This is a genomic window from Salmonella sp. SAL04162, assembly GCF_046551535.1.
In the GTDB taxonomy this organism is placed as follows: Bacteria; Pseudomonadota; Gammaproteobacteria; order Enterobacterales; family Enterobacteriaceae; genus Salmonella; species Salmonella enterica.
The window spans coordinates 173,789-191,666 of sequence record NZ_JBGDVX010000002.1 but is presented as its reverse complement, the minus strand read 5'-3'; the positions used below and the strand labels follow the sequence as shown (position 1 = coordinate 191,666).

The following is a 17,878-nucleotide window of genomic DNA, read 5'->3' as shown; positions in this document are numbered from 1 at the left end:
TTTTGAAAATACTGAAAAAATACTAAATGTATTCTGTAGGGTGTCGTACTTTTCGTCCAGAGTTATTCACATGTTTTATACTCGGCGTCTGTCACCCGTAACGTTCTATATCGGCGCGCGCTCTTTTCTTTTTACTCCCCGCGACATCTTTTTTTACACGATAACGTTAACGTCCGGAGTTGAGCCTTGACAAACGATTGCGCCTTGCGGCAGCGAGAGCGAAATGTTAAAAGGTGCCCCTCAATAAAAACGATACAGGGGTAGGACGTGAAAAACGCGTCAACTGCATCCGGCGCCAGCGTGTCGGATGCCGCGTCGAAGAATGAACCGACGCTTCAACGGGGGTTGCAAAACCGCCATATTCAGCTAATTGCGCTGGGCGGCGCCATTGGCACCGGACTGTTTCTGGGCATCGGCCCGGCGATTCAAATGGCGGGGCCGGCTGTTTTGTTGGGCTATGGCGTTGCCGGGATTATCGCTTTTCTCATTATGCGCCAGTTGGGTGAAATGGTCGTGGAAGAGCCGGTTTCCGGATCGTTTGCCCACTTCGCCTGGAAATATTGGGGGCCGTTTGCGGGCTTTTTGTCGGGCTGGAACTATTGGGTCATGTTTGTGCTGGTCGGGATGGCGGAGCTGACCGCGGCGGGCATCTATATGCAGTACTGGCTGCCTGACGTACCAACATGGATTTGGGCGGCGGCATTTTTTATTATCATTAATGCCGTAAATCTGGTGAACGTTCGTCTGTATGGCGAAACGGAATTCTGGTTCGCGCTCATTAAAGTGCTGGCGATTATCGGCATGATAGGTTTTGGTCTGTGGCTGCTGTTCTCCGGCCACGGCGGCGAACATGCCAGCATTGATAACCTCTGGCGTTATAACGGTTTCTTCGCTACCGGTTGGCATGGTTTGCTTCTGTCGCTGGCGGTGATTATGTTTTCTTTTGGCGGACTGGAGCTGATCGGCATTACTGCGGCGGAAGCGCGCGATCCGCAAAAAAGCATTCCGAAAGCGGTGAATCAGGTGGTATACCGTATTTTGCTGTTCTACATCGGTTCGCTGGTGGTGTTGCTGGCGCTCTATCCGTGGGTAGAGGTGAAATCCAATAGCAGCCCTTTTGTGATGATCTTCCATAACCTGGACAGTAATGTGGTGGCTTCGGCGCTGAATTTCGTTATTCTGGTCGCGTCGCTTTCGGTGTATAACAGCGGCGTTTATTCGAACAGCCGAATGCTGTTCGGCCTGTCCGTACAAGGCAATGCGCCGAAATTTTTAACCCGCGTCAGCCATCGCGGCGTGCCGGTGAACTCGCTGATACTTTCCGGAGCGATTACCTCGCTGGTGGTGCTGATCAACTATCTGTTGCCGCAAAAAGCGTTTAGCCTGTTGATGGCGCTGGTTGTCGCGACGCTATTGCTAAACTGGATAATGATCTGTCTCGCGCATTTACGTTTTCGCGCGGCGATGCGTCGTAAAGGGCGCGAGACGCAATTTAAGGCGCTGTTCTATCCCGCCGGAAACTATTTGTGCATTGCGTTTCTGGCGCTGATTCTGGTGTTAATGTGTACGATGGACGATATGCGATTGTCGGCGATTTTGCTGCCGGTATGGATTGTATTCCTGTTTATCGCGTTTACAGTTTTGCGCCGTAAGGCTCATTAACTTTTTTGCCCGATCCCATGCTCATGCGATCGGGCAATCCATTAATGCCGCAATGTCCCTGACAGCGCGCGAATATCGCTGCCGGTCGGCGTCTGATGAATACGCAAGCCGAACTCTTCCACCACGGCAAAAATATGGTCGAAAATATCGGCCTGAATGCTCTCATATTCCAGCCACACGACGGTATTGGTAAAGGCGTAGATCTCTATCGGCAAACCATGATCGTCAGGCGCCAGTTGGCGTACCATCAGCGTCATGTCTTTACGGATGCGCGGATGGTGGCGTAAATATTCGTTCAGATAGGCGCGAAATGTTCCGATATTGGTCATTCGGCGGTGATTTAAGGCTGATTCCGGCGCATCCAGTTGTTTATTCCATTCATCGATTTCCTGATGACGGCTGGTAAGGTACGGCTTTAACAGTTGCGCGATTAACAGCCGCTGTTTTTCATCATCATCCAGAAAATGGATACTGGTCGCGTCAATATTAATGCTGCGTTTAATCCGGCGTCCGCCGGACGCAGACATGCCGCTCCAGTTTTTGAACGAGTCGGAAACCAGTGACCAGGTGGGAATGGTGGTGATGGTATTATCCCAGTTGCGTACTTTTACCGTGGTTAAGCCAATATCAATGACCGCGCCATCTGCGCCATATTTTGGCATCTCCAGCCAGTCGCCCAGTTTGAGCATATCGTTGGCGGAAAGCTGGATACCGGCAACCAGGCCAAGAATCGGGTCTTTAAAGACCAGCATTAATACCGCGGCCATCGCGCCCAGCCCGCTGATTAAAATTGCTGGTGACTGGCCAATCAGCAGTGAGATCATCAGAATGCCGACGATAATTGCGCCGATGAGCTTAATACCCTGAAATATTCCTTTTAGCGGTAACTGAGAGGCGGCGGGCCATTTTTGCGATAGATTGAAAATCACGTCCAGCAGAGAAAATAACGACAGCAGGGCGTAGGTCATAATCCATAATTGCGCGCAGGTCGTCAGGATATCCGCAGCCTCACTGCCTTTTTGTAGCCAGAGCGCGGCCTGAATATTGACAATGATGCCTTGCAGCGTAAAAGCCAGACGATGGAATAATTTATTCTGGGTAATAATTTGCAGCCACAGGCGGGAACTGGCGCTGGCACGTTTTTCGAAAGCGCGCAGTACTATCCAGTGCAAAATAATATGCACGACAACTGCCGTCAGAAAAATAATACCAAATATCACCACCAGCGACGTGGTGTGATTCATTTCAATTCCCGCTAAATCTTCTACCTGGGATATCAATTCCTGCATAATCTCTCCTTTATAAACAGCAGCCTATGATGACTGCTGAATGGCATTTATGCAAATCAGGACGCTCGCGCTTCAGGCATAATCAGCAACAGACGGGTAAAAGCGCTTCAGGGGTTATCCATACGCTATATTTTATCCAGCGCCCCATAAACGTCGTTATTTTACGCCACCCCATTTTTTTGAACAGGCGCCAGTTCGTCAACAATGGATGAAAACATTTTAACCAGAATGCTTAAAACGATTGCAATGTTTCTGTCGGATGATGATTAGCACCGTCGTACCTCTCAACAATAACATTAAGGAACATCGGATGACCCAAAAGCGTACCCTGCTAAAATACGGCATACTCTCGCTGGCGCTGGCCGCGCCATTATCTGCCTGTGCGTTTGACTCTCTTACGGTATTTGGCGATAGCCTTAGCGATACCGGGAATAACGGTCGCTGGACCTGGGATAGTGGTCAAAATAAGCTCTACGACGAACAGTTGGCCGAACGATTTGGGCTGGCATTAAGCCCTTCCAACAATGGCGGTTCTAATTATGCCGCCGGCGGCGCGACGGCGACCCCGGAATTAAACCCGCAGGATAATACCGCGGATCAGGTACGGCAGTGGCTTGCCAAAACGGGGGGAAAAGCCGACCACAACGGTTTGTATATTCACTGGGTCGGCGGAAACGATCTGGCGGCGGCCATCGCGCAACCAACCATGGCACAGCAAATAGCCGGTAATAGCGCCACTAGCGCGGCGGCGCAGGTAGGGCTGTTACTGGATGCCGGCGCCGGGCTGGTCGTGGTGCCAAACGTACCGGATATTAGTGCGACGCCAATGCTTCTGGAGGCGGTAATCACCGCCGGGCTGGGCGCAGCGGCGCCTCCGGCGCTAAAAGCGGCGTTAGACGCGCTGGCGGAGGGTGCTACGCCCGATTTCGCCAGTCGGCAACAGGCGATCCGCAAGGCGTTGCTGGCGGCGGCTGCAACGGTAAGCAGCAATCCGTTTATTCAGCAACTGCTCGTTGATCAACTGCTGGCGGGCTATGAAACGGCGGCAGAGCAGGCGTCAGCTCTGACCGATTATTATAATCAGATGGAAGAGAAGGGGCTGGAGCAACACGGCGGCAATATAGCCCGTGCCGATATCAACGGCCTCTTTAAGGAAATTCTTGCCAACCCGCAGGCGTTTGGTCTGACAAATACCGTAGGTATGGCCTGCCCGCCGGGCGTATCCGCTTCGGCGTGCTCCTCGGCAATGCCTGGATTTAATGCGTCGCAGGACTATCTGTTTGCCGATCATTTACATCCCGGTCCGCAGGTCCATACCATTATTGCGCAATATATCCAGTCGATCATTGCCGCGCCGGTACAGGCGACATACCTGAACCAAAGCGTTCAGTCGATGGCGCAAGGCAGTCGTACCACGCTTGACAGCCGTTATCAGCAGCTTCGCCAGGGGGAAAATCCTGTTGGTTCACTGGGCATGTTCGGCGGATACAGCGGGGGATATCAACGTTATGATAATAATGAGGCCGACGGGAACGGTAATCATAATAATCTGACGGTTGGCGTCGATTATCAGCTTAACGAGCAGGTACTGCTGGGAGCGCTGATAGCCGGTTCTCTGGATAAGCAACATCCTGACGATAATTATCGTTATGATGCCCGCGGTTTTCAGGCCGCCGTATTCAGCCATTTACGCGCTGGTCAGGCGTGGCTGGATAGCGATTTACACTATCTGTCCGCTAAATTCAGTAACATTCAGCGCAGTATAACGCTCGGTGCGTTAAGACGGGTGGAAGAGGGCGAAACCAACGGTCGGCTGTGGGGCGCGAGGTTAACCAGTGGTTATGATTTTGTCATGATGCCGTGGTTAACGACCGGACCGATGCTGCAATATGCATGGGATTACAGCCACGTTAATGGTTATAGCGAGAAGCTCAATACCAGTACATCAATGCGTTTTGGCGACCAAAACGCCCATTCGCAGGTGGGTAGCGCTGGTTGGCGTCTGGATCTCCGCCACAGCATCATTCACTCCTGGGCGCAGATTAATTATCGCCGTCAGTTTGGCGATGATACGTATGTGGCGAATGGCGGCCTTAAATCGACCGCGCTGACGTTTAGCCGCGACGGAAAAGCGCAGGATAAAAACTGGGTTGATATCGCGATTGGCGCAGATATTCCGCTGTCGGCAACGGTGTCCGCTTTCGCCGGGCTGTCGCAAACGGCAGGGTTAAGCGATGGCAATCAAACCCGTTATAACGTTGGGTTTAGCGCCCGATTTTGATGACACGCCAGGGAGGGCCAACCCCGTGGTGACAATATCGCCATCGTAGGCGCAAACCGGTGCCACGCCGTTTTCTCCTTCATCCAGATAAGGGGTATCCAGATATGGCCAACGGCGTGCCAGTTTTAAATGTTATTTATTTTCAATACCTTGAAAGAGAAAGTTAACACTAGCGATGTTAAACCTGGCACTTCGCGCCATTGATCATTGGGGAACCTGGCAGAAAGGTGAAAAAAGCCGGACGGGCGTCCGGCTTAGGCAGGGGATTAGACTTCCGTCAGTGTGGTTTCAAGCGGCAGACGTGATTTCGGCAGCCCGGCGTTGAAATCCTCGACGCTATGATGGCCGACCGGCACCACGACCAGACTGGTATAGCCTTTTTCTTTCAGACCAAATTCAGCGTCGAGCACCTCGGCGTCGAAACCTTCAATGGGGACGGCGTCGAGACCCATCGCGGCGACGCCCAGCAGAAAGTTGCCGACGTTCAGATAGACCTGTTTCGCCATCCACTGGTGGTCATCTTTCAGCGAGACGCGGTGCATATCGGCGAAAAAGCGGCGACCTTTATCATTTGCCGCTTTAGCTTCCGGCGTAGCGAAACGGCCATCGGCATCTTCCTGATCGACCACCCGTTGCAGCCAGGCGTCGTCCATTGCGGTTTTGGCGCAGAAGACCACCACATGGGAGGCGTCCAGCATTTTGCGTTCGTTGAACGTGTAGTTTCCGGCAGCGGATTTTGCTACGCGCGCTTTGCCTTCTTCCGTACTGGCGACAATAAAGTGCCACGGCTGGGAATTGGTGCTGGAGGGGCTGTACTGTAGTAGTGTTTTTATTTTATCCGCTTCTTCGGCGGTCAGTTTTTTGCTGGGATCGAACGCCTTAGTGGAGTAGCGCTTTAAGGCGACAGAAACGATATCCATAAATGCTCCTGGTTGGTTTAGTACCCTTTTGTATCAGCAGGGTACCGGGTTATCGGTAAAAAGATAAGGGAGGAAAATGCGGAAACGGTTATTGCATCAGCGCGGCCGCAGGCGCAGTTGCTCTCTTTTAGGCAGCCCGTCTACGACCAGATTCCATGAGTCATTTATCAAATCGTTGAGTAGCGAGACGGTGATATCCTCGCCCGCATAGACTGAAATCCAGTGTTTCTTATTCATGTGATAGCCAGGCGCAATGCTGGGGTAAATTTGTTGATTTACCAGGGATTTTTGGGGATTCGACTTCAGGTTCACCACTGGACGGCAGTGATGTTCAGTGAAAAGCATGAATATTTTGCCGCCGACTTTAAACACATCGTACTGTGGGCCGAAAGGCCAGCAGTGTTCGGTAAAAGGCAGTTCCAGCGCAAAGCGTTTTGCACAGGCGTGCAGTGTTTGACCGTCCATTATTGCTCCTCGCGAGTCAGCGCGCGCCACATGGCTTCGAATCCCAGCGCAATATATTCGCCAGCGCGAGCGGGATCGCGCGCGGCGAAATCCATTGTTGTTTCAGCCAGCGCCAGAAAAAGGCCGTCGCCGAAGGCGCGGTACTCATCCGACATAAACACCATCAAAACGGAACGATGACATAAATCGCGCAATTCGGGGAACATATCGTCGGCCCGTTGTTCCGTCTCTTTGGTGAGCTTTTCGCTGACGGCCAGTTGACGGATCGCCCGATGGCGCGCGGGATGGTTCAGACCCCAACTGATGTAACTGTTCCAGATAAAACGAGTCATCATTTTGGCATCGGTAATGGATCGATCCAGCTCCATTATCATTGACTGGCAGAGATCCTGCTTTAAATGCAAATACAACGTGTTAATCAGCTCATCTTTGGTCGCGAAATAGCGAAACAATGTTCCTTCTGCAACACCTGCGTTACGCGCAATCACCGCCGTTGAGGCGGCGATACCGGATTGCGCTATCGCCTGGGTTGCCGCTTCCAGTAATGCTTGTTTTTTGTCTTCACTCTTCGGACGAGCCACTACACGTTACCCTTATGTCTGGAAAAACATGATTGAATCATGCCCGTTGTCGCGTCGCAACGGTGAATGTCAACCTTTGAAAAGTACCTTGACGGCGTATCTTTGCTTTCTATAATGAGTGCTTACTCACTCATAATCAAGGGCTGCCGCATGAAGTGGTAGAAAAGCATATTGCAGGCCATGCGATAAGCCGTCTCACAATTTGTGTGGTTATTACTATGCTTATTGCTGTTGCCGTAAATGTGCGGTGCGGGAGCCGCTGACGAGTTTGATAGAGGGGAGAGCACGATGACCATTTCCGCTCAGGTTATCGACACGATTGTCGAGTGGATTGATGATAATTTGAATCAGCCGTTACGTATTGATGATATTGCCCGTCATGCGGGGTATTCCAAGTGGCACCTGCAGCGCCTTTTTATGCAGTACAAAGGGGAGAGTCTGGGGCGCTACGTGCGTGAACGGAAGCTAAAACTGGCGGCGCGCGACCTGCGCGACACCGACCAGAAGGTGTATGATATTTGTTTAAAGTATGGTTTTGATTCGCAGCAAACCTTTACGCGCATTTTTACCCGCACGTTCAACCTGCCGCCAGGCGCTTATCGTAAAGAAAATCATGGCCGTACGCATTGAAATGTTTAATCGGCCAGCGAAAACCAGCGCCGCCAGATAAAGCGAATAACATAATATTCCAGCGCGCCGAGCAACAGAAACCATAAACAAAACAACAAAGTATAAAGCTGGTTGAGATCCATAAGATGAAAGATCCCGACCAGTTTTTGCGCCAGTGCAAGGCCGAGCGAAGGGGCGGGCAGCAGCAGGCTGGAGAGCAACGCCATCAGCAAAATACCGGCAGCGGTCATCAATGATTCAAGCGGGTGTTTCATGGCTTTGTTAAACGTAAGTTAAAACGCCATTGTCCGGGATATCGCCTGGTAAGGCAAATATGCTGTCTATTGTCCTGCCCAGATTTCACAATGTTTTTGTACCAGGCCTATCAGCGATCCGCCGTCGGCAATAAACTCCCGCATATATTGCGCTTCGTTACCGCCTTTTTTCACCTGCAGACGTAGCGCGTCAATGGCGCTGTCGGCGCCCAGCTTGCGCGCAGAGGGGGTAACGTTGTCCAGCAGACGCAGCGTATCATCTGCCAGGCGACGGCGGTCGCCGGTATAGGCATCGGTTAGCACGCCCTCCAGACCATAGCGGCAAGCCTGAAAACGGTTGAATTTATATAACAGATAGTCTTGTTCCTGCGGTTTAAAGGGACGCTCGGTCAGCAGCCAGTGCGCGGTCGCCTGAATCAACCCTGCCATATTGATGGCATGATCAAGGGTGAGCGGCGTATCCATCACCCGAACTTCTACCGTGCCAAAGGCCGGGCTGGGGCGGATATCCCAGTGCAAATCTTTGATGCTGTCGATCATTGTGGTGTAAGACAGACGACGAAATAGTCCGGCAAACTCTTGCCAGTTACTGACCCACGGCATGGGGCCGTTATCGGGAAAAGCGGAAAAAATATTCAGGCGCGCGCAGGCAAAACGGGTGTCAGATCCTTGCATATAGGGAGACGCGGCGGAGAGCGCAATAAAGTGCGGCACAAAATGCGACAGCCCGTGTAAAAGATAAATCGCATCGTCGCCGTTCGCGCAGCCGACGTGGACATGCTGACCGAAAACCGTCGCCTGTTGAATTAAATAGCCGAAATTTTCCAGCGTGCGTTGATAGCGCTCATTATCACAGACCTCCTGACGCTGCCATTTTTGAAAAGGGTGCGTACCGCCGCCGCAAATGCCGAGATGGTGTTCCGACGCCGCCTGTAAAATAACGTGCTGCATGGCAGAAAGTTGGGCCGCCACCTGGTCAATATCGCGGCAGACGCCCGTGGCCATCTCCAGCATACTTTCGGTGATATCGTGCTTAATTTCTCCCGCAGTAAGTTGGGGCTTAACGGCGTCGATCAGCGTAGAAGAGTCCTGACTTAAATCGTAGCCAGGTGGATTGATCACCTGCATCTCCAGCTCAATACCAAGCGTATAAGGTTCAGAAACGTGAAAATCATTCAGCGCCATAGCGATCTCATTTATCGGGGGATTGCGCTAAGTATAGAAGCGTGAGCGCTCCTGTCGTGGGGAAAGCGCGTTATTGCAGAAACAAGAGTAATAACGCTATTGCCACGTTGAAACCATTCTGTACGGACGGTACGTTCAGCCATCGTGGCGGCAAAGGCTGGCAGCAGATGTAACGAGATGTGCGTGGCGGTAAGCGAGGTAACTTTTGCGCTATCGAATCCCGGGAGCGTGACGCGGTCTGAAAAGGCTTTATAAACGCTCTCCTTGGCGGAGAAAGCCAGCGTCAGGGCAAGCGGAAAAGGGAGCGAGCTCGCCTGGAGAATTTGGCGCTCATCGCTATCAATAATGGACGGCGCCAGCTCTGTCGCCGTGTGCTGACTCATGATTTTTTCTATATCAATGCCGATACGCTGTCGGGATATGACGGCCAGCGCCGTTGACGCACAGTGGCTGATGCTGCCAAATAGGCCGTCCGGCCATAGCGGCTGTCGCTTGTCGCCAATACCGGGCACTGTCCTGACGCCCACCTCGCGTAGCGCATGAACGGCGGCGATGCGGCCTGCCAGATGTTCAGCTTTACGCTTGCGTCCGCCAGACCGGAGCCGATCGTGATGAGGCAGCCATAACAGGTCGTGCTCGTGAAAGCTGCTCGCATCAAAGTCGACGATATGCAGCCTGTGTCCGGCAAAGGGAAGGGGAAAATGAGATGTCCGCATCGTTTTTTGCTAATTCCCTCCCCCGAATGAGGGAGGGAAGGTTGCCATCAGAAATGGGTATTAATGCTCATATACCACGTACGTCCCGGTTCGTTATAGGTGTACGCGCCAGCGCCCGCCATATAAGCGCCAGTTTGAGTATCCCTGACGGTTTGCGCGTTACCTTCACGCCACAGACGTTTGTCAAAGAGGTTATCCACGCCACCGGTCAGGCTGACATTTTTGGTCACGTCCCAGGTCGCGCTCAGGCCAACAATACTGTATGGGCTGACCGCTTGCTTATCTGTTCCGGTAACGGGGTTACCTTGATAATCATATTTCTTCGGCTCTTGTTTGCCGTACCAGGTGAAGGTCGATTGCAGAGAAACGTCCTGACGTACCTGCCAGCTCAGGGTTGAATTAAGCGTGTACTGTGGAATAATCGACAGGCGTTCGCCGGTCTCTTTGTTTTTACTCTGCAGCATATACGTAACGTTATTCGTCCAGTTGACGGTGTCGCTAACCGGTACGTTTAACGTGCCTTCCAGACCTTCAACGACCGCTTTCGGCACGTTCTCCCACTGATAAACATCCGTTTTGCCGTTGTTGATACGCTGCAACGGCACCGTACCCGCTTCAATCTTATTGCGGTAATCATTGCGGAACCAGGTGATGCCGGCCAGCCAGCCATCGCGTTTAAATTCCAGACCGATCTCTTTATTGATGCTGGTTTCGGCTTTCAGATCATCGTTACCCATCATATAGCAGCCGATGCCGGTACCCGCGCCAGTCGCGTAGCAACCCTGACCTTTACTGTACAAAATATAGTTTGGGTTAGTCTGGTACAGACTCGGGGCTTTATAAGCGCGGGCGATTCCCATTTTCAGGGTAAAGTCATCCCCCAGACCTTGCGACAGGTTCAGCGACGGGCTCCAGTTATCCCCCACAATACTGTGATGATCGAAACGTAGCCCCGGCGTCAGCATGGTGCTGTCGGTCAGTTCCATGTTGTTTTCAGCAAACAGAGAGAAAATTTCCGCTTTTGAATAGGGGCTACGATTGGTACTGCTGTAACCCGGGATATTTCCCCCCATAAAGGTTTGCGAGTTGGAGAGCTCGTCTTTCATACGCTGTTGGGCCCATTCGGTACCCAGCGTCAGGTTTTGATTGACCAGCAGATCGAAAGGAAGGCTCACTTCGCTGTGTAGGGTGACGTCATTCAAATCGGCATCGGCATATTTTTGCGATGCTTTGGGATCGAAAATCCCTTCGGTGCCGCCTGCTAAGCCTTCCGGCATCCGGGAGTTACGGGTATGTTCGTATTGCACCCAGTTACTGGTGGTTACGCCATTATCCCAGCCGCCGTTCCAGGTCAGCGAGTAGTTCTGCCGATAGAGGCGGTTCGTCTCTTTTCCGTAATTATCTTTCACCAGTTGGTTCGTATTGGTGTTCTGAGTATCACCGGCATAGAGGTTGCCCTGGCGACTGTAACCGGCCTCCAGCTCCAGAGACTGAAGCGGAGCAAAATCCCAACGAACTACGCCGTTGATATCTTTGTTAATGACCCCCTCGCGTCCTGCCGGTAGCGTGTCGGCGTAACTCCCGGTACGTTCAGACTGATGCCCCTGGTTAATATTACGCGCATCCGCCTGCGTTTTGTCGAGGTTGCCATACAGACGGAAGCTGAAATCCCCGCCCAGCGGGCCGTTCAGGCTAAAGTTAGTGCGTTTGGTCGCGCCTTCGTCTTTATGTTCCGGCGCGTTGAAATAGGTATTCCAGGAACCGTGCCACTCGCTACCGCCTTTTTTGGTAATGATATTGACCACGCCACCCGCCGCGCCGTTGCCGTAGCGTGCGGCGGCAGGGCCACGCAGCACTTCAATGCGTTCGATCATCTCCGGCGGCACCCACGCGGTATCGCCACGGGTATCGCGTTCGCCGCGCCAGCCCAGGCGTACCGAGTTACGGCTGGTGACGGGTTTACCGTCAATCAGGATAAGGGTGTTTTCCGGCCCCATGCCGCGAATATCGATTTGGCGGTTATTCCCGCGCTGACCGCTGGTGGAGTTGCCGGTCAGGTTCACGCCCGGCATGGTGCGGATGATTTCTGACACGTCGCGCGCGGGCGGATTTTTGCGGATCTCATCGGCGGTGATGGTGGATACGCCTGGTGCCTGTAGGTTTTGCTGGGCAGCGGTCACCACGATGGTGTCTTCATTGGTGAGCGCAGCGCTATCGGTTTTTTCTTCTGCCATCACGGGCAGAGCGGCCCCGTAAATCCCTAAATTGACCAGTAAGGTCAGGGAATGAATCTTCTTGTTCATTGTATATCCTGCTTTTCTTTAGCCACATAAGCCAAAGCGCCCGTCAAAGGCATTGGCCGGGTGGTGAAATTGTGTTCGCGCGTCCCATAGCGCGACAATACGCTATTGCAAATGCAAATAGTTATCAATAATATTATCAATATATTTCACCTTTTATATACAAAATTCATAATAAACACAGGGTTATAATGAAAGAGGCGCTGGCAACGGGAAGTGAGGCCTGGTGGAGGACGAAAACCGGGCCGGAATGGATACGGGAAAAAGACGGAAATTATCGGGTCACTTTTTGGTGGCGCGACCCGCAGGGAAACGAAACACACTCCCCGATACGGCGTGTCTGGGTCTACATCACTGGCGTAACCGATCATCATCAAAACGCGCAGCCTCAGACGATGGCGCGTATTGCCGGAACGGATGTCTGGCGCTGGAGTACGGCGCTTAGCGCTAACTGGCGCGGCAGCTACTGTTTTATTCCTACCGAACGCGATGACGTTTTTGCCGCTTTTGCGCCGGGCGAAACGCCCGATCGGAACGCACTGCGTGAAGGCTGGCGACAGCTATTACCGCAGGCGATTGCCGACCCGCTTAATTCGCAAAGCTGGCGGGGAGGACGTGGTCATGCGGTTTCAGCGCTGGAAATGCCGGATGCGCCCCTTCAGCCGGGATGGGATCGTCCTGAAACGCCGTACTCGCCGCCTTTGATGATGCAGTGGCATAGCGAACGTCTGGGTAACTCCCGCCGCGTATGGATATTGACGACCGGAGACGAGGCGCCGGAGGAAAGACCGTTGGCTATTCTGCTGGACGGTCAATTCTGGGCGGAAAATATGCCCGTCTGGCCCGCGCTCGCCTCGCTGACTCATCAACGCCTGCTTCCTGGTGCCGTCTACCTGCTGATTGACGCGATTGATACTCAACACCGCAGCCAGGAGTTGACCTGCAATGCCGACTTCTGGCTGGCGGTGCAGCAGGAACTGTTGCCGCAAGTCAGAGCCGTGACGCCTTTTAGCGATGATGCCGGGCGAACGGTGGTCGCCGGACAGAGTTTTGGCGGCCTGTCGGCGCTGTATGCCGGCCTGAACTGGCCGACGCGTTTTGGCTGTGTACTAAGCCAGTCAGGATCGTTCTGGTGGCCCCATCGCATCACCCCGCCGGAGGGGGAAGTCATTACCCGGCTGAAAACCGGCGCATTATGCGCGCGCGGACTGCGTATCGTACTAGAAGCCGGCGTGCGTGAGCCGATCGTGTTTCAGGCGAATCAGGCGCTTTATGCCCAACTGAATACTTCGCAGCAGTCCATTTTCTGGCGTCAGGTTGACGGCGGACACGATGCGCTTTGCTGGCGCGGCGGGCTAACGCAAGGGCTGATGCTGCTTTGGCAGCCGCTTATCGACACGCTTTAACCGGGCACATGTCCATGACAGGAGTTGAGTATGGAATTCAGTAATCCCTTCGATAATCCGCAGGGACAGTTTTACATCCTGCAAAATGCGCAGCGTCAATTCAGCCTTTGGCCAGCGGCGTGCGCGCTTCCCGCAGGCTGGGACGTGGTATGCGAACCGCAATCGCAGGACGCGTGCCAGCAGTGGCTTAATACGAGCTGGACAACACTGAATCCGGCGCATTATGCCGATAAGCAGGAGGCGAAATGACGCAGCGTTTACCGTTAGTCGCCGCCCAGCCGGGGATCTGGATGGCGGAAAAACTCTCTGATTTACCCTCCGCCTGGAGCGTGGCGCACTACGTGGAACTGAATGGCGAGCTGGATGTCCCCTTGCTGGCAAAAGCGGTAGCGGTAGGGATGCAACAGGCGGATACGCTACGGATGCGTTTTACCGAAGAGAGCGGCGAGGTCTGGCAATGGATAGATCCTGAGCACACCTTCGGCGAGCCCCCGATTGCCGATTTACGCGACCAGCCCGATCCGCATCACGCGGCGCTGACGTTAATGCAGGCGGATTTACGGCAAAACCTGCGCGCAGATAGCGGTAAGCCGCTGGCGTTTCACCATTTAATCCGCATTGATGATACCCGCTGGTATTGGTATCAGCGCTATCACCATTTGCTGGTGGATGGCTTTAGCTTCCCGGCGATAACCCGCCAGATTGCGGCGATTTATCGCGCCTGGCAGAGCGAGGCCCCTACGCCGGAGTCGCCTTTTACCCCCTTTGCGGATGTGGTCGAGGAATATCAGCGCTATCGCCAGAGCGAGGCCTGGCAGCGTGACGGCGCCTTCTGGGCGCAGCAGCGCCGCGAGCTGCCGCCGCCGGCGTCAATTTCTGCCGCGCCGTTGCCGGGGCGGTCGGCGAGCGCGGATATTCTGCGTATGAAATTGAGCGCGCCGGAGGGGGCGTTTCGCCAACTGGTGGCGCACATGCCTGAGATACCGCGAGCGGATCTTGCCCTGGCGCTGGTGACGTTGTGGCTGGGACGATTATGCGGGCGAATGGATTATGCCGCCGGATTTATCTTTATGCGGCGGATGGGCTCGGCGGCGTTAACGGCGACCGGGCCTGTCCTTAACGTGTTGCCGCTGGCGGTTAACCTTCATGCGACGGAAGATCTGCCAACGCTGGCGAAGCGTCTTGCGGCGCAGTTAAAGAAGATGCGCCGCCACCAGCGTTACGACGCCGAACAGATTGTACGCGATAGCGGGCGAGCCGCAGGGGAGACGCCGCTATTTGGCCCGGTGCTCAACATAAAAGTATTTGATTATCATCTGGATCTTCCTGGCATACAGGCGCAAACCCATACCCTGGCGACGGGGCCGGTTAACGATCTTGAACTGGCGCTTTTTCCGGATGAAAACGGCGGTCTGGATATTGAATTGCTGGCGAATGCACAGCGTTACGATGATGCCACGCTCTCCCGCCATGCCTTACGATTGATGGCGCTTATCACGCAGTTTGCGGATAATCCGGCGCTGCGCTGCGGCGATGCGCAAATGCTGCTGGCGGAAGAACAAACGCAATTAACACACCTTAATAATACGGCGGTAACGATTCCCGCCGCCACGCTTAGCGATTTGGTGGCGCAGCAGGCGCAAAAAACGCCAGAGGCTTTCGCGTTGGCAGATGCGCATTATCGCTTTACCTACCGTGAAATGCGTGAACAGGTTGTGGCGCTGGCGTACGCGCTGCGGGAACGCGGCGTTCAGCCTGGCGATAGCGTGGCGGTGGCGTTGCCGCGGTCGGTTTTCCTGACCTTAGCGCTGCATGGCATTGTCGAGGCGGGCGCCGCCTGGCTGCCGCTGGATACTGGTTATCCTGACGATCGGCTGCGAATGATGCTGGAAGATGCGCAGCCGAAACTGTTAATTACGACTCAGGCGCAGCTGGCGCGCTTTCACGATATTCCGGGGATGGAATATTTGTGTTATAGCCAACCGCTACCGGTCAGTGACGCCACTTCGCTGGGGCTGTCGTTACCGCATCATACCGCTTACATCATTTTCACCTCTGGCTCGACGGGCAGGCCGAAAGGGGTGATGGTGGGACAAACGGCGATAGTCAACCGGCTGCTGTGGATGCAGGATCACTATCCGTTGACGGCGGATGATGTAGTAGCGCAAAAAACGCCGTGCAGTTTTGACGTCTCAGTATGGGAGTTTTTCTGGCCGTTTATCGCCGGGGCGAAACTGGTGATGGCTGAACCGGAAGCGCACCGCGACCCGCTCGCGATGCAGCGGTTCTTTGCGCAATACGGCGTCACGACCACCCATTTTGTGCCGTCGATGCTGGCGGCCTTTATTGCCTCGCTCACGCCAGCGTCGGCTGGGAAAAGCTGCGCTTCCTTAAAGCGCGTTTTCTGTAGTGGCGAGGCCCTGCCGACGGCGCTGTGCCGCGAATGGGAGACGTTAACCAACGCGCCGCTACACAATCTGTACGGGCCAACGGAGGCCGCGGTGGATGTGAGCTGGTATCCGGCCTGTGGCGATGAGCTGGCGGCTGTTGACGGCAACAGCATCCCGATTGGTTATCCCGTCTGGAATACCGGTTTACGTATTCTCGATGCGCATATGCAGCCGGTGCCGCCGGGCGTGGCTGGCGATCTCTATCTTACCGGTATCCAACTGGCGCAGGGCTACCTGGGACGTCCGGATCTTACCGCCAGCCGTTTTATCGCCGATCCTTTTGCGCCAGGTGAACGGATGTACCGTACCGGAGATGTGGCGCGCTGGCTGGATTCCGGCGCGGTAGAATACCTGGGGCGCAGCGACGATCAGCTCAAAATTCGGGGTCAACGTATTGAACTGGGCGAGATTGACCGCGTCATGCAAACGCTGCCGGATGTTGAACTGGCGGTAGCACATGCCTGCGTCTTTAATCAGGCGGCGGCGACGGGCGGGGATGCCCGGCAACTGGTCGGCTATCTGGTGTCGCACTCCGGTTTGCCGCTGGATTTACCGGCGCTGCAGGAAAAATTACGCCAAAAACTTCCCGCGCATATGGTGCCGGTTGTGCTGTTGCAACTTGCCAGCTTGCCGCTTAGCGCTAATGGCAAGCTGGATCGCAAAGCCCTGCCGCTGCCGGACCTGACGCCACGCGTGAAAGGGCGTGCGCCGCAGTCCGCAACGGAGATTGCTGTCGCCGCGGCGTTTTCCCGCCTGCTGGGCTGTGAGATTAACGACGTTGAAAGTGATTTCTTTGCGCTGGGCGGACACTCGCTGCTGGCGATGAAACTGGCCGCGCAGCTAAGCCAGACGTTTAATCGCCAGGTGACGCCGGGGCAGGTGATGGTGGCGTCTGACGTGGCGCAGTTGAGTAAGCTGCTCGATACTGACGATGACGAACGCTCGCGCAATCTGGGGTTCGGGCCGCTGTTGCCGCTGCGTGAAAGCGATGGTCCAACGTTATTTTGTTTCCATCCGGCGTCGGGGTTCGCCTGGCAATTTAGCGTGTTATCACGCTATCTCAGCCCGTCGTGGTCGATTATGGGGATTCAGTCGCCGCGCCCCGCTGGCCCTATGCAAACCGCAACCACCCTTGATGAGGTATGTGAACATCATCTGGCGACTTTGCTCGCCCGGCAGCCGCATGGCCCTTATTATTTATTAGGCTATTCGCTGGGCGGGACGCTGGCGCAAGGGATCGCCGCCCGGTTGCGCGCACGCGGCGAAACCGTAGCGTTTTTGGGGTTACTGGACACCTGGCCGCCGGAAACGCAAAACTGGCGGGAAAAAGAGGCGAATGGCCTCAATCCGGACGTATTGGCGGAAATTGAACGTGAACGCGCAGCGTTTGTCGCCGCTCAGCAGGGAAATGCCTCCGAAGCCTTATTTACCGCCATTGAAGGCAATTATGCGGATGCCGTCCGTTTGCTGACGACGGCGCATAGCGTACCGTTTGATGGACATGCTACGCTCTTTGTGGCGGATAAAACGGTGCCGGAAGGCGTATCGCCTGAACAGAGCTGGTCGCCGTGGATAGCGTCTTTGGCTATTTATCGCCAGCCGTGCGCGCATGTAGATATTATTTCTCCCTCCGCTTTTGAAACTATCGGGCCCATCATCAGCGAGCTCATTAATAAATAACGGGCGTTGTTTCTGCCTTTAAAAAATTAAATCCTGAAACCCATAATAATTACTAATTA

At 54.3% G+C, this 17,878-nt stretch carries 14 protein-coding genes; 6 read left to right on the top strand and 8 right to left on the bottom strand.

The genetic code is table 11. The features are described 5' to 3' along the window. Window positions 1-267 precede the first annotated feature (267 nt). The gene (gene pheP, locus ACLJRH_RS05020) at window positions 268-1,662 is read left to right on the top strand and encodes a phenylalanine transporter (protein WP_000786283.1); all 1,395 of its coding nucleotides are present in this window, start codon (window positions 268-270) and stop codon (window positions 1,660-1,662) included. Between the two features lie 41 nt (window positions 1,663-1,703). On the opposite strand, the gene ACLJRH_RS05015 is transcribed toward pheP, so the two are convergent. Beyond that, complete coding sequence (locus ACLJRH_RS05015; RefSeq protein ID WP_023137266.1) at window positions 1,704-2,951, bottom strand: mechanosensitive ion channel family protein; 1,248 nt, start codon at window positions 2,949-2,951, stop codon at window positions 1,704-1,706. A gap of 310 nt (window positions 2,952-3,261) precedes the next feature. Between ACLJRH_RS05015 and ACLJRH_RS05010 the strand changes: the two genes are divergently transcribed. Further along, window positions 3,262-5,232: an autotransporter domain-containing esterase gene (locus ACLJRH_RS05010; protein WP_023137265.1), complete on the top strand. Its 1,971-nt coding sequence runs from the start codon at window positions 3,262-3,264 to the stop codon at window positions 5,230-5,232. 266 nt (window positions 5,233-5,498) lie between these two features. On the opposite strand, the gene nfsB is transcribed toward ACLJRH_RS05010, so the two are convergent. The 3 genes from nfsB to ACLJRH_RS04995 all read right to left on the bottom strand — a co-directional run bounded on the left by nfsB (window position 5,499) and on the right by ACLJRH_RS04995 (window position 7,198). Beyond that, on the bottom strand, window positions 5,499-6,152 hold the full coding sequence (gene nfsB / locus ACLJRH_RS05005) for an oxygen-insensitive NAD(P)H nitroreductase (protein ID WP_001529050.1): 654 nt from the start codon (window positions 6,150-6,152) through the stop codon (window positions 5,499-5,501). 96 nt (window positions 6,153-6,248) lie between these two features. After that, window positions 6,249-6,617: an MmcQ/YjbR family DNA-binding protein gene (locus tag ACLJRH_RS05000; RefSeq protein ID WP_001642947.1), complete on the bottom strand. Its 369-nt coding sequence runs from the start codon at window positions 6,615-6,617 to the stop codon at window positions 6,249-6,251. Further along, window positions 6,617-7,198, bottom strand: coding sequence for a TetR/AcrR family transcriptional regulator (locus tag ACLJRH_RS04995; protein ID WP_000113609.1), 582 nt, complete (start codon window positions 7,196-7,198; stop codon window positions 6,617-6,619). Before ACLJRH_RS04995 ends, ACLJRH_RS05000 begins: the two co-directional genes overlap by 1 nt. A 288-nt stretch (window positions 7,199-7,486) precedes the next feature. Here ACLJRH_RS04995 and ACLJRH_RS04990 point away from each other — a divergent pair, with 288 nt between their 5' ends. Then, entirely contained in the window at window positions 7,487-7,828 is a 342-nt protein-coding gene (locus ACLJRH_RS04990) for a RamA family antibiotic efflux transcriptional regulator (protein WP_000155635.1), read from the top strand. Between the two features lie 5 nt (window positions 7,829-7,833). Here the strand turns inward: ACLJRH_RS04990 and ACLJRH_RS04985 are convergent, their stop codons facing one another. The 4 genes from ACLJRH_RS04985 to ACLJRH_RS04970 form a co-directional block, all read right to left on the bottom strand. Continuing rightward, the gene (locus ACLJRH_RS04985) at window positions 7,834-8,082 is read right to left on the bottom strand and encodes a DUF1158 family protein (RefSeq protein ID WP_000682497.1); all 249 of its coding nucleotides are present in this window, start codon (window positions 8,080-8,082) and stop codon (window positions 7,834-7,836) included. A 66-nt stretch (window positions 8,083-8,148) separates the two neighbouring features. Further along, entirely contained in the window at window positions 8,149-9,267 is a 1,119-nt protein-coding gene (locus ACLJRH_RS04980; RefSeq protein ID WP_001529047.1) for a YbdK family carboxylate-amine ligase, read from the bottom strand. An 11-nt stretch (window positions 9,268-9,278) separates the two neighbouring features. Further along, window positions 9,279-9,983: an enterobactin synthase subunit EntD gene (entD, locus tag ACLJRH_RS04975; RefSeq protein ID WP_023137264.1), complete on the bottom strand. Its 705-nt coding sequence runs from the start codon at window positions 9,981-9,983 to the stop codon at window positions 9,279-9,281. A gap of 47 nt (window positions 9,984-10,030) precedes the next feature. After that, a complete protein-coding gene (locus ACLJRH_RS04970; protein WP_001034966.1) occupies window positions 10,031-12,286 on the bottom strand; it encodes a TonB-dependent siderophore receptor in 2,256 nt (751 codons plus the stop codon). A gap of 188 nt (window positions 12,287-12,474) precedes the next feature. On the opposite strand from ACLJRH_RS04970, the gene fes reads away from it, so the two are divergent. Genes fes through entF form a run of 3 tightly spaced genes read left to right on the top strand, consistent with a single transcriptional unit; the run spans window position 12,475 to window position 17,819 of the window. Further along, window positions 12,475-13,689 (top strand): enterochelin esterase, encoded by a 1,215-nt coding sequence (gene fes, locus ACLJRH_RS04965; protein ID WP_023137263.1) that lies wholly within the window; start codon window positions 12,475-12,477, stop codon window positions 13,687-13,689. A gap of 30 nt (window positions 13,690-13,719) precedes the next feature. Continuing rightward, window positions 13,720-13,938: an MbtH family protein gene (locus ACLJRH_RS04960; RefSeq protein ID WP_001603140.1), complete on the top strand. Its 219-nt coding sequence runs from the start codon at window positions 13,720-13,722 to the stop codon at window positions 13,936-13,938. Further along, on the top strand, window positions 13,935-17,819 hold the full coding sequence (gene entF / locus ACLJRH_RS04955) for an enterobactin non-ribosomal peptide synthetase EntF (protein WP_023223317.1): 3,885 nt from the start codon (window positions 13,935-13,937) through the stop codon (window positions 17,817-17,819). Before ACLJRH_RS04960 ends, entF begins: the two co-directional genes overlap by 4 nt. The last annotated feature ends 59 nt before the right edge of the window (window positions 17,820-17,878 follow it).

Coding starts and splice junctions, on each gene's coding strand:
- ACLJRH_RS05000 (WP_001642947.1), bottom strand. CDS start 6,617: ATGGACGGTCAAACACTGCACGCCTGTGCAAAACGCTTTGCGCTGGAA.
- ACLJRH_RS04960 (WP_001603140.1), top strand. CDS start 13,720: ATGGAATTCAGTAATCCCTTCGATAATCCGCAGGGACAGTTTTACATC.
- ACLJRH_RS05015 (WP_023137266.1), bottom strand. CDS start 2,951: ATGCAGGAATTGATATCCCAGGTAGAAGATTTAGCGGGAATTGAAATG.
- nfsB (WP_001529050.1), bottom strand. CDS start 6,152: ATGGATATCGTTTCTGTCGCCTTAAAGCGCTACTCCACTAAGGCGTTC.
- entF (WP_023223317.1), top strand. CDS start 13,935: ATGACGCAGCGTTTACCGTTAGTCGCCGCCCAGCCGGGGATCTGGATG.
- ACLJRH_RS04980 (WP_001529047.1), bottom strand. CDS start 9,267: ATGGCGCTGAATGATTTTCACGTTTCTGAACCTTATACGCTTGGTATT.
- ACLJRH_RS04985 (WP_000682497.1), bottom strand. CDS start 8,082: ATGAAACACCCGCTTGAATCATTGATGACCGCTGCCGGTATTTTGCTG.
- ACLJRH_RS04970 (WP_001034966.1), bottom strand. CDS start 12,286: ATGAACAAGAAGATTCATTCCCTGACCTTACTGGTCAATTTAGGGATT.
- fes (WP_023137263.1), top strand. CDS start 12,475: ATGAAAGAGGCGCTGGCAACGGGAAGTGAGGCCTGGTGGAGGACGAAA.
- ACLJRH_RS05010 (WP_023137265.1), top strand. CDS start 3,262: ATGACCCAAAAGCGTACCCTGCTAAAATACGGCATACTCTCGCTGGCG.
- entD (WP_023137264.1), bottom strand. CDS start 9,983: ATGCGGACATCTCATTTTCCCCTTCCCTTTGCCGGACACAGGCTGCAT.
- ACLJRH_RS04990 (WP_000155635.1), top strand. CDS start 7,487: ATGACCATTTCCGCTCAGGTTATCGACACGATTGTCGAGTGGATTGAT.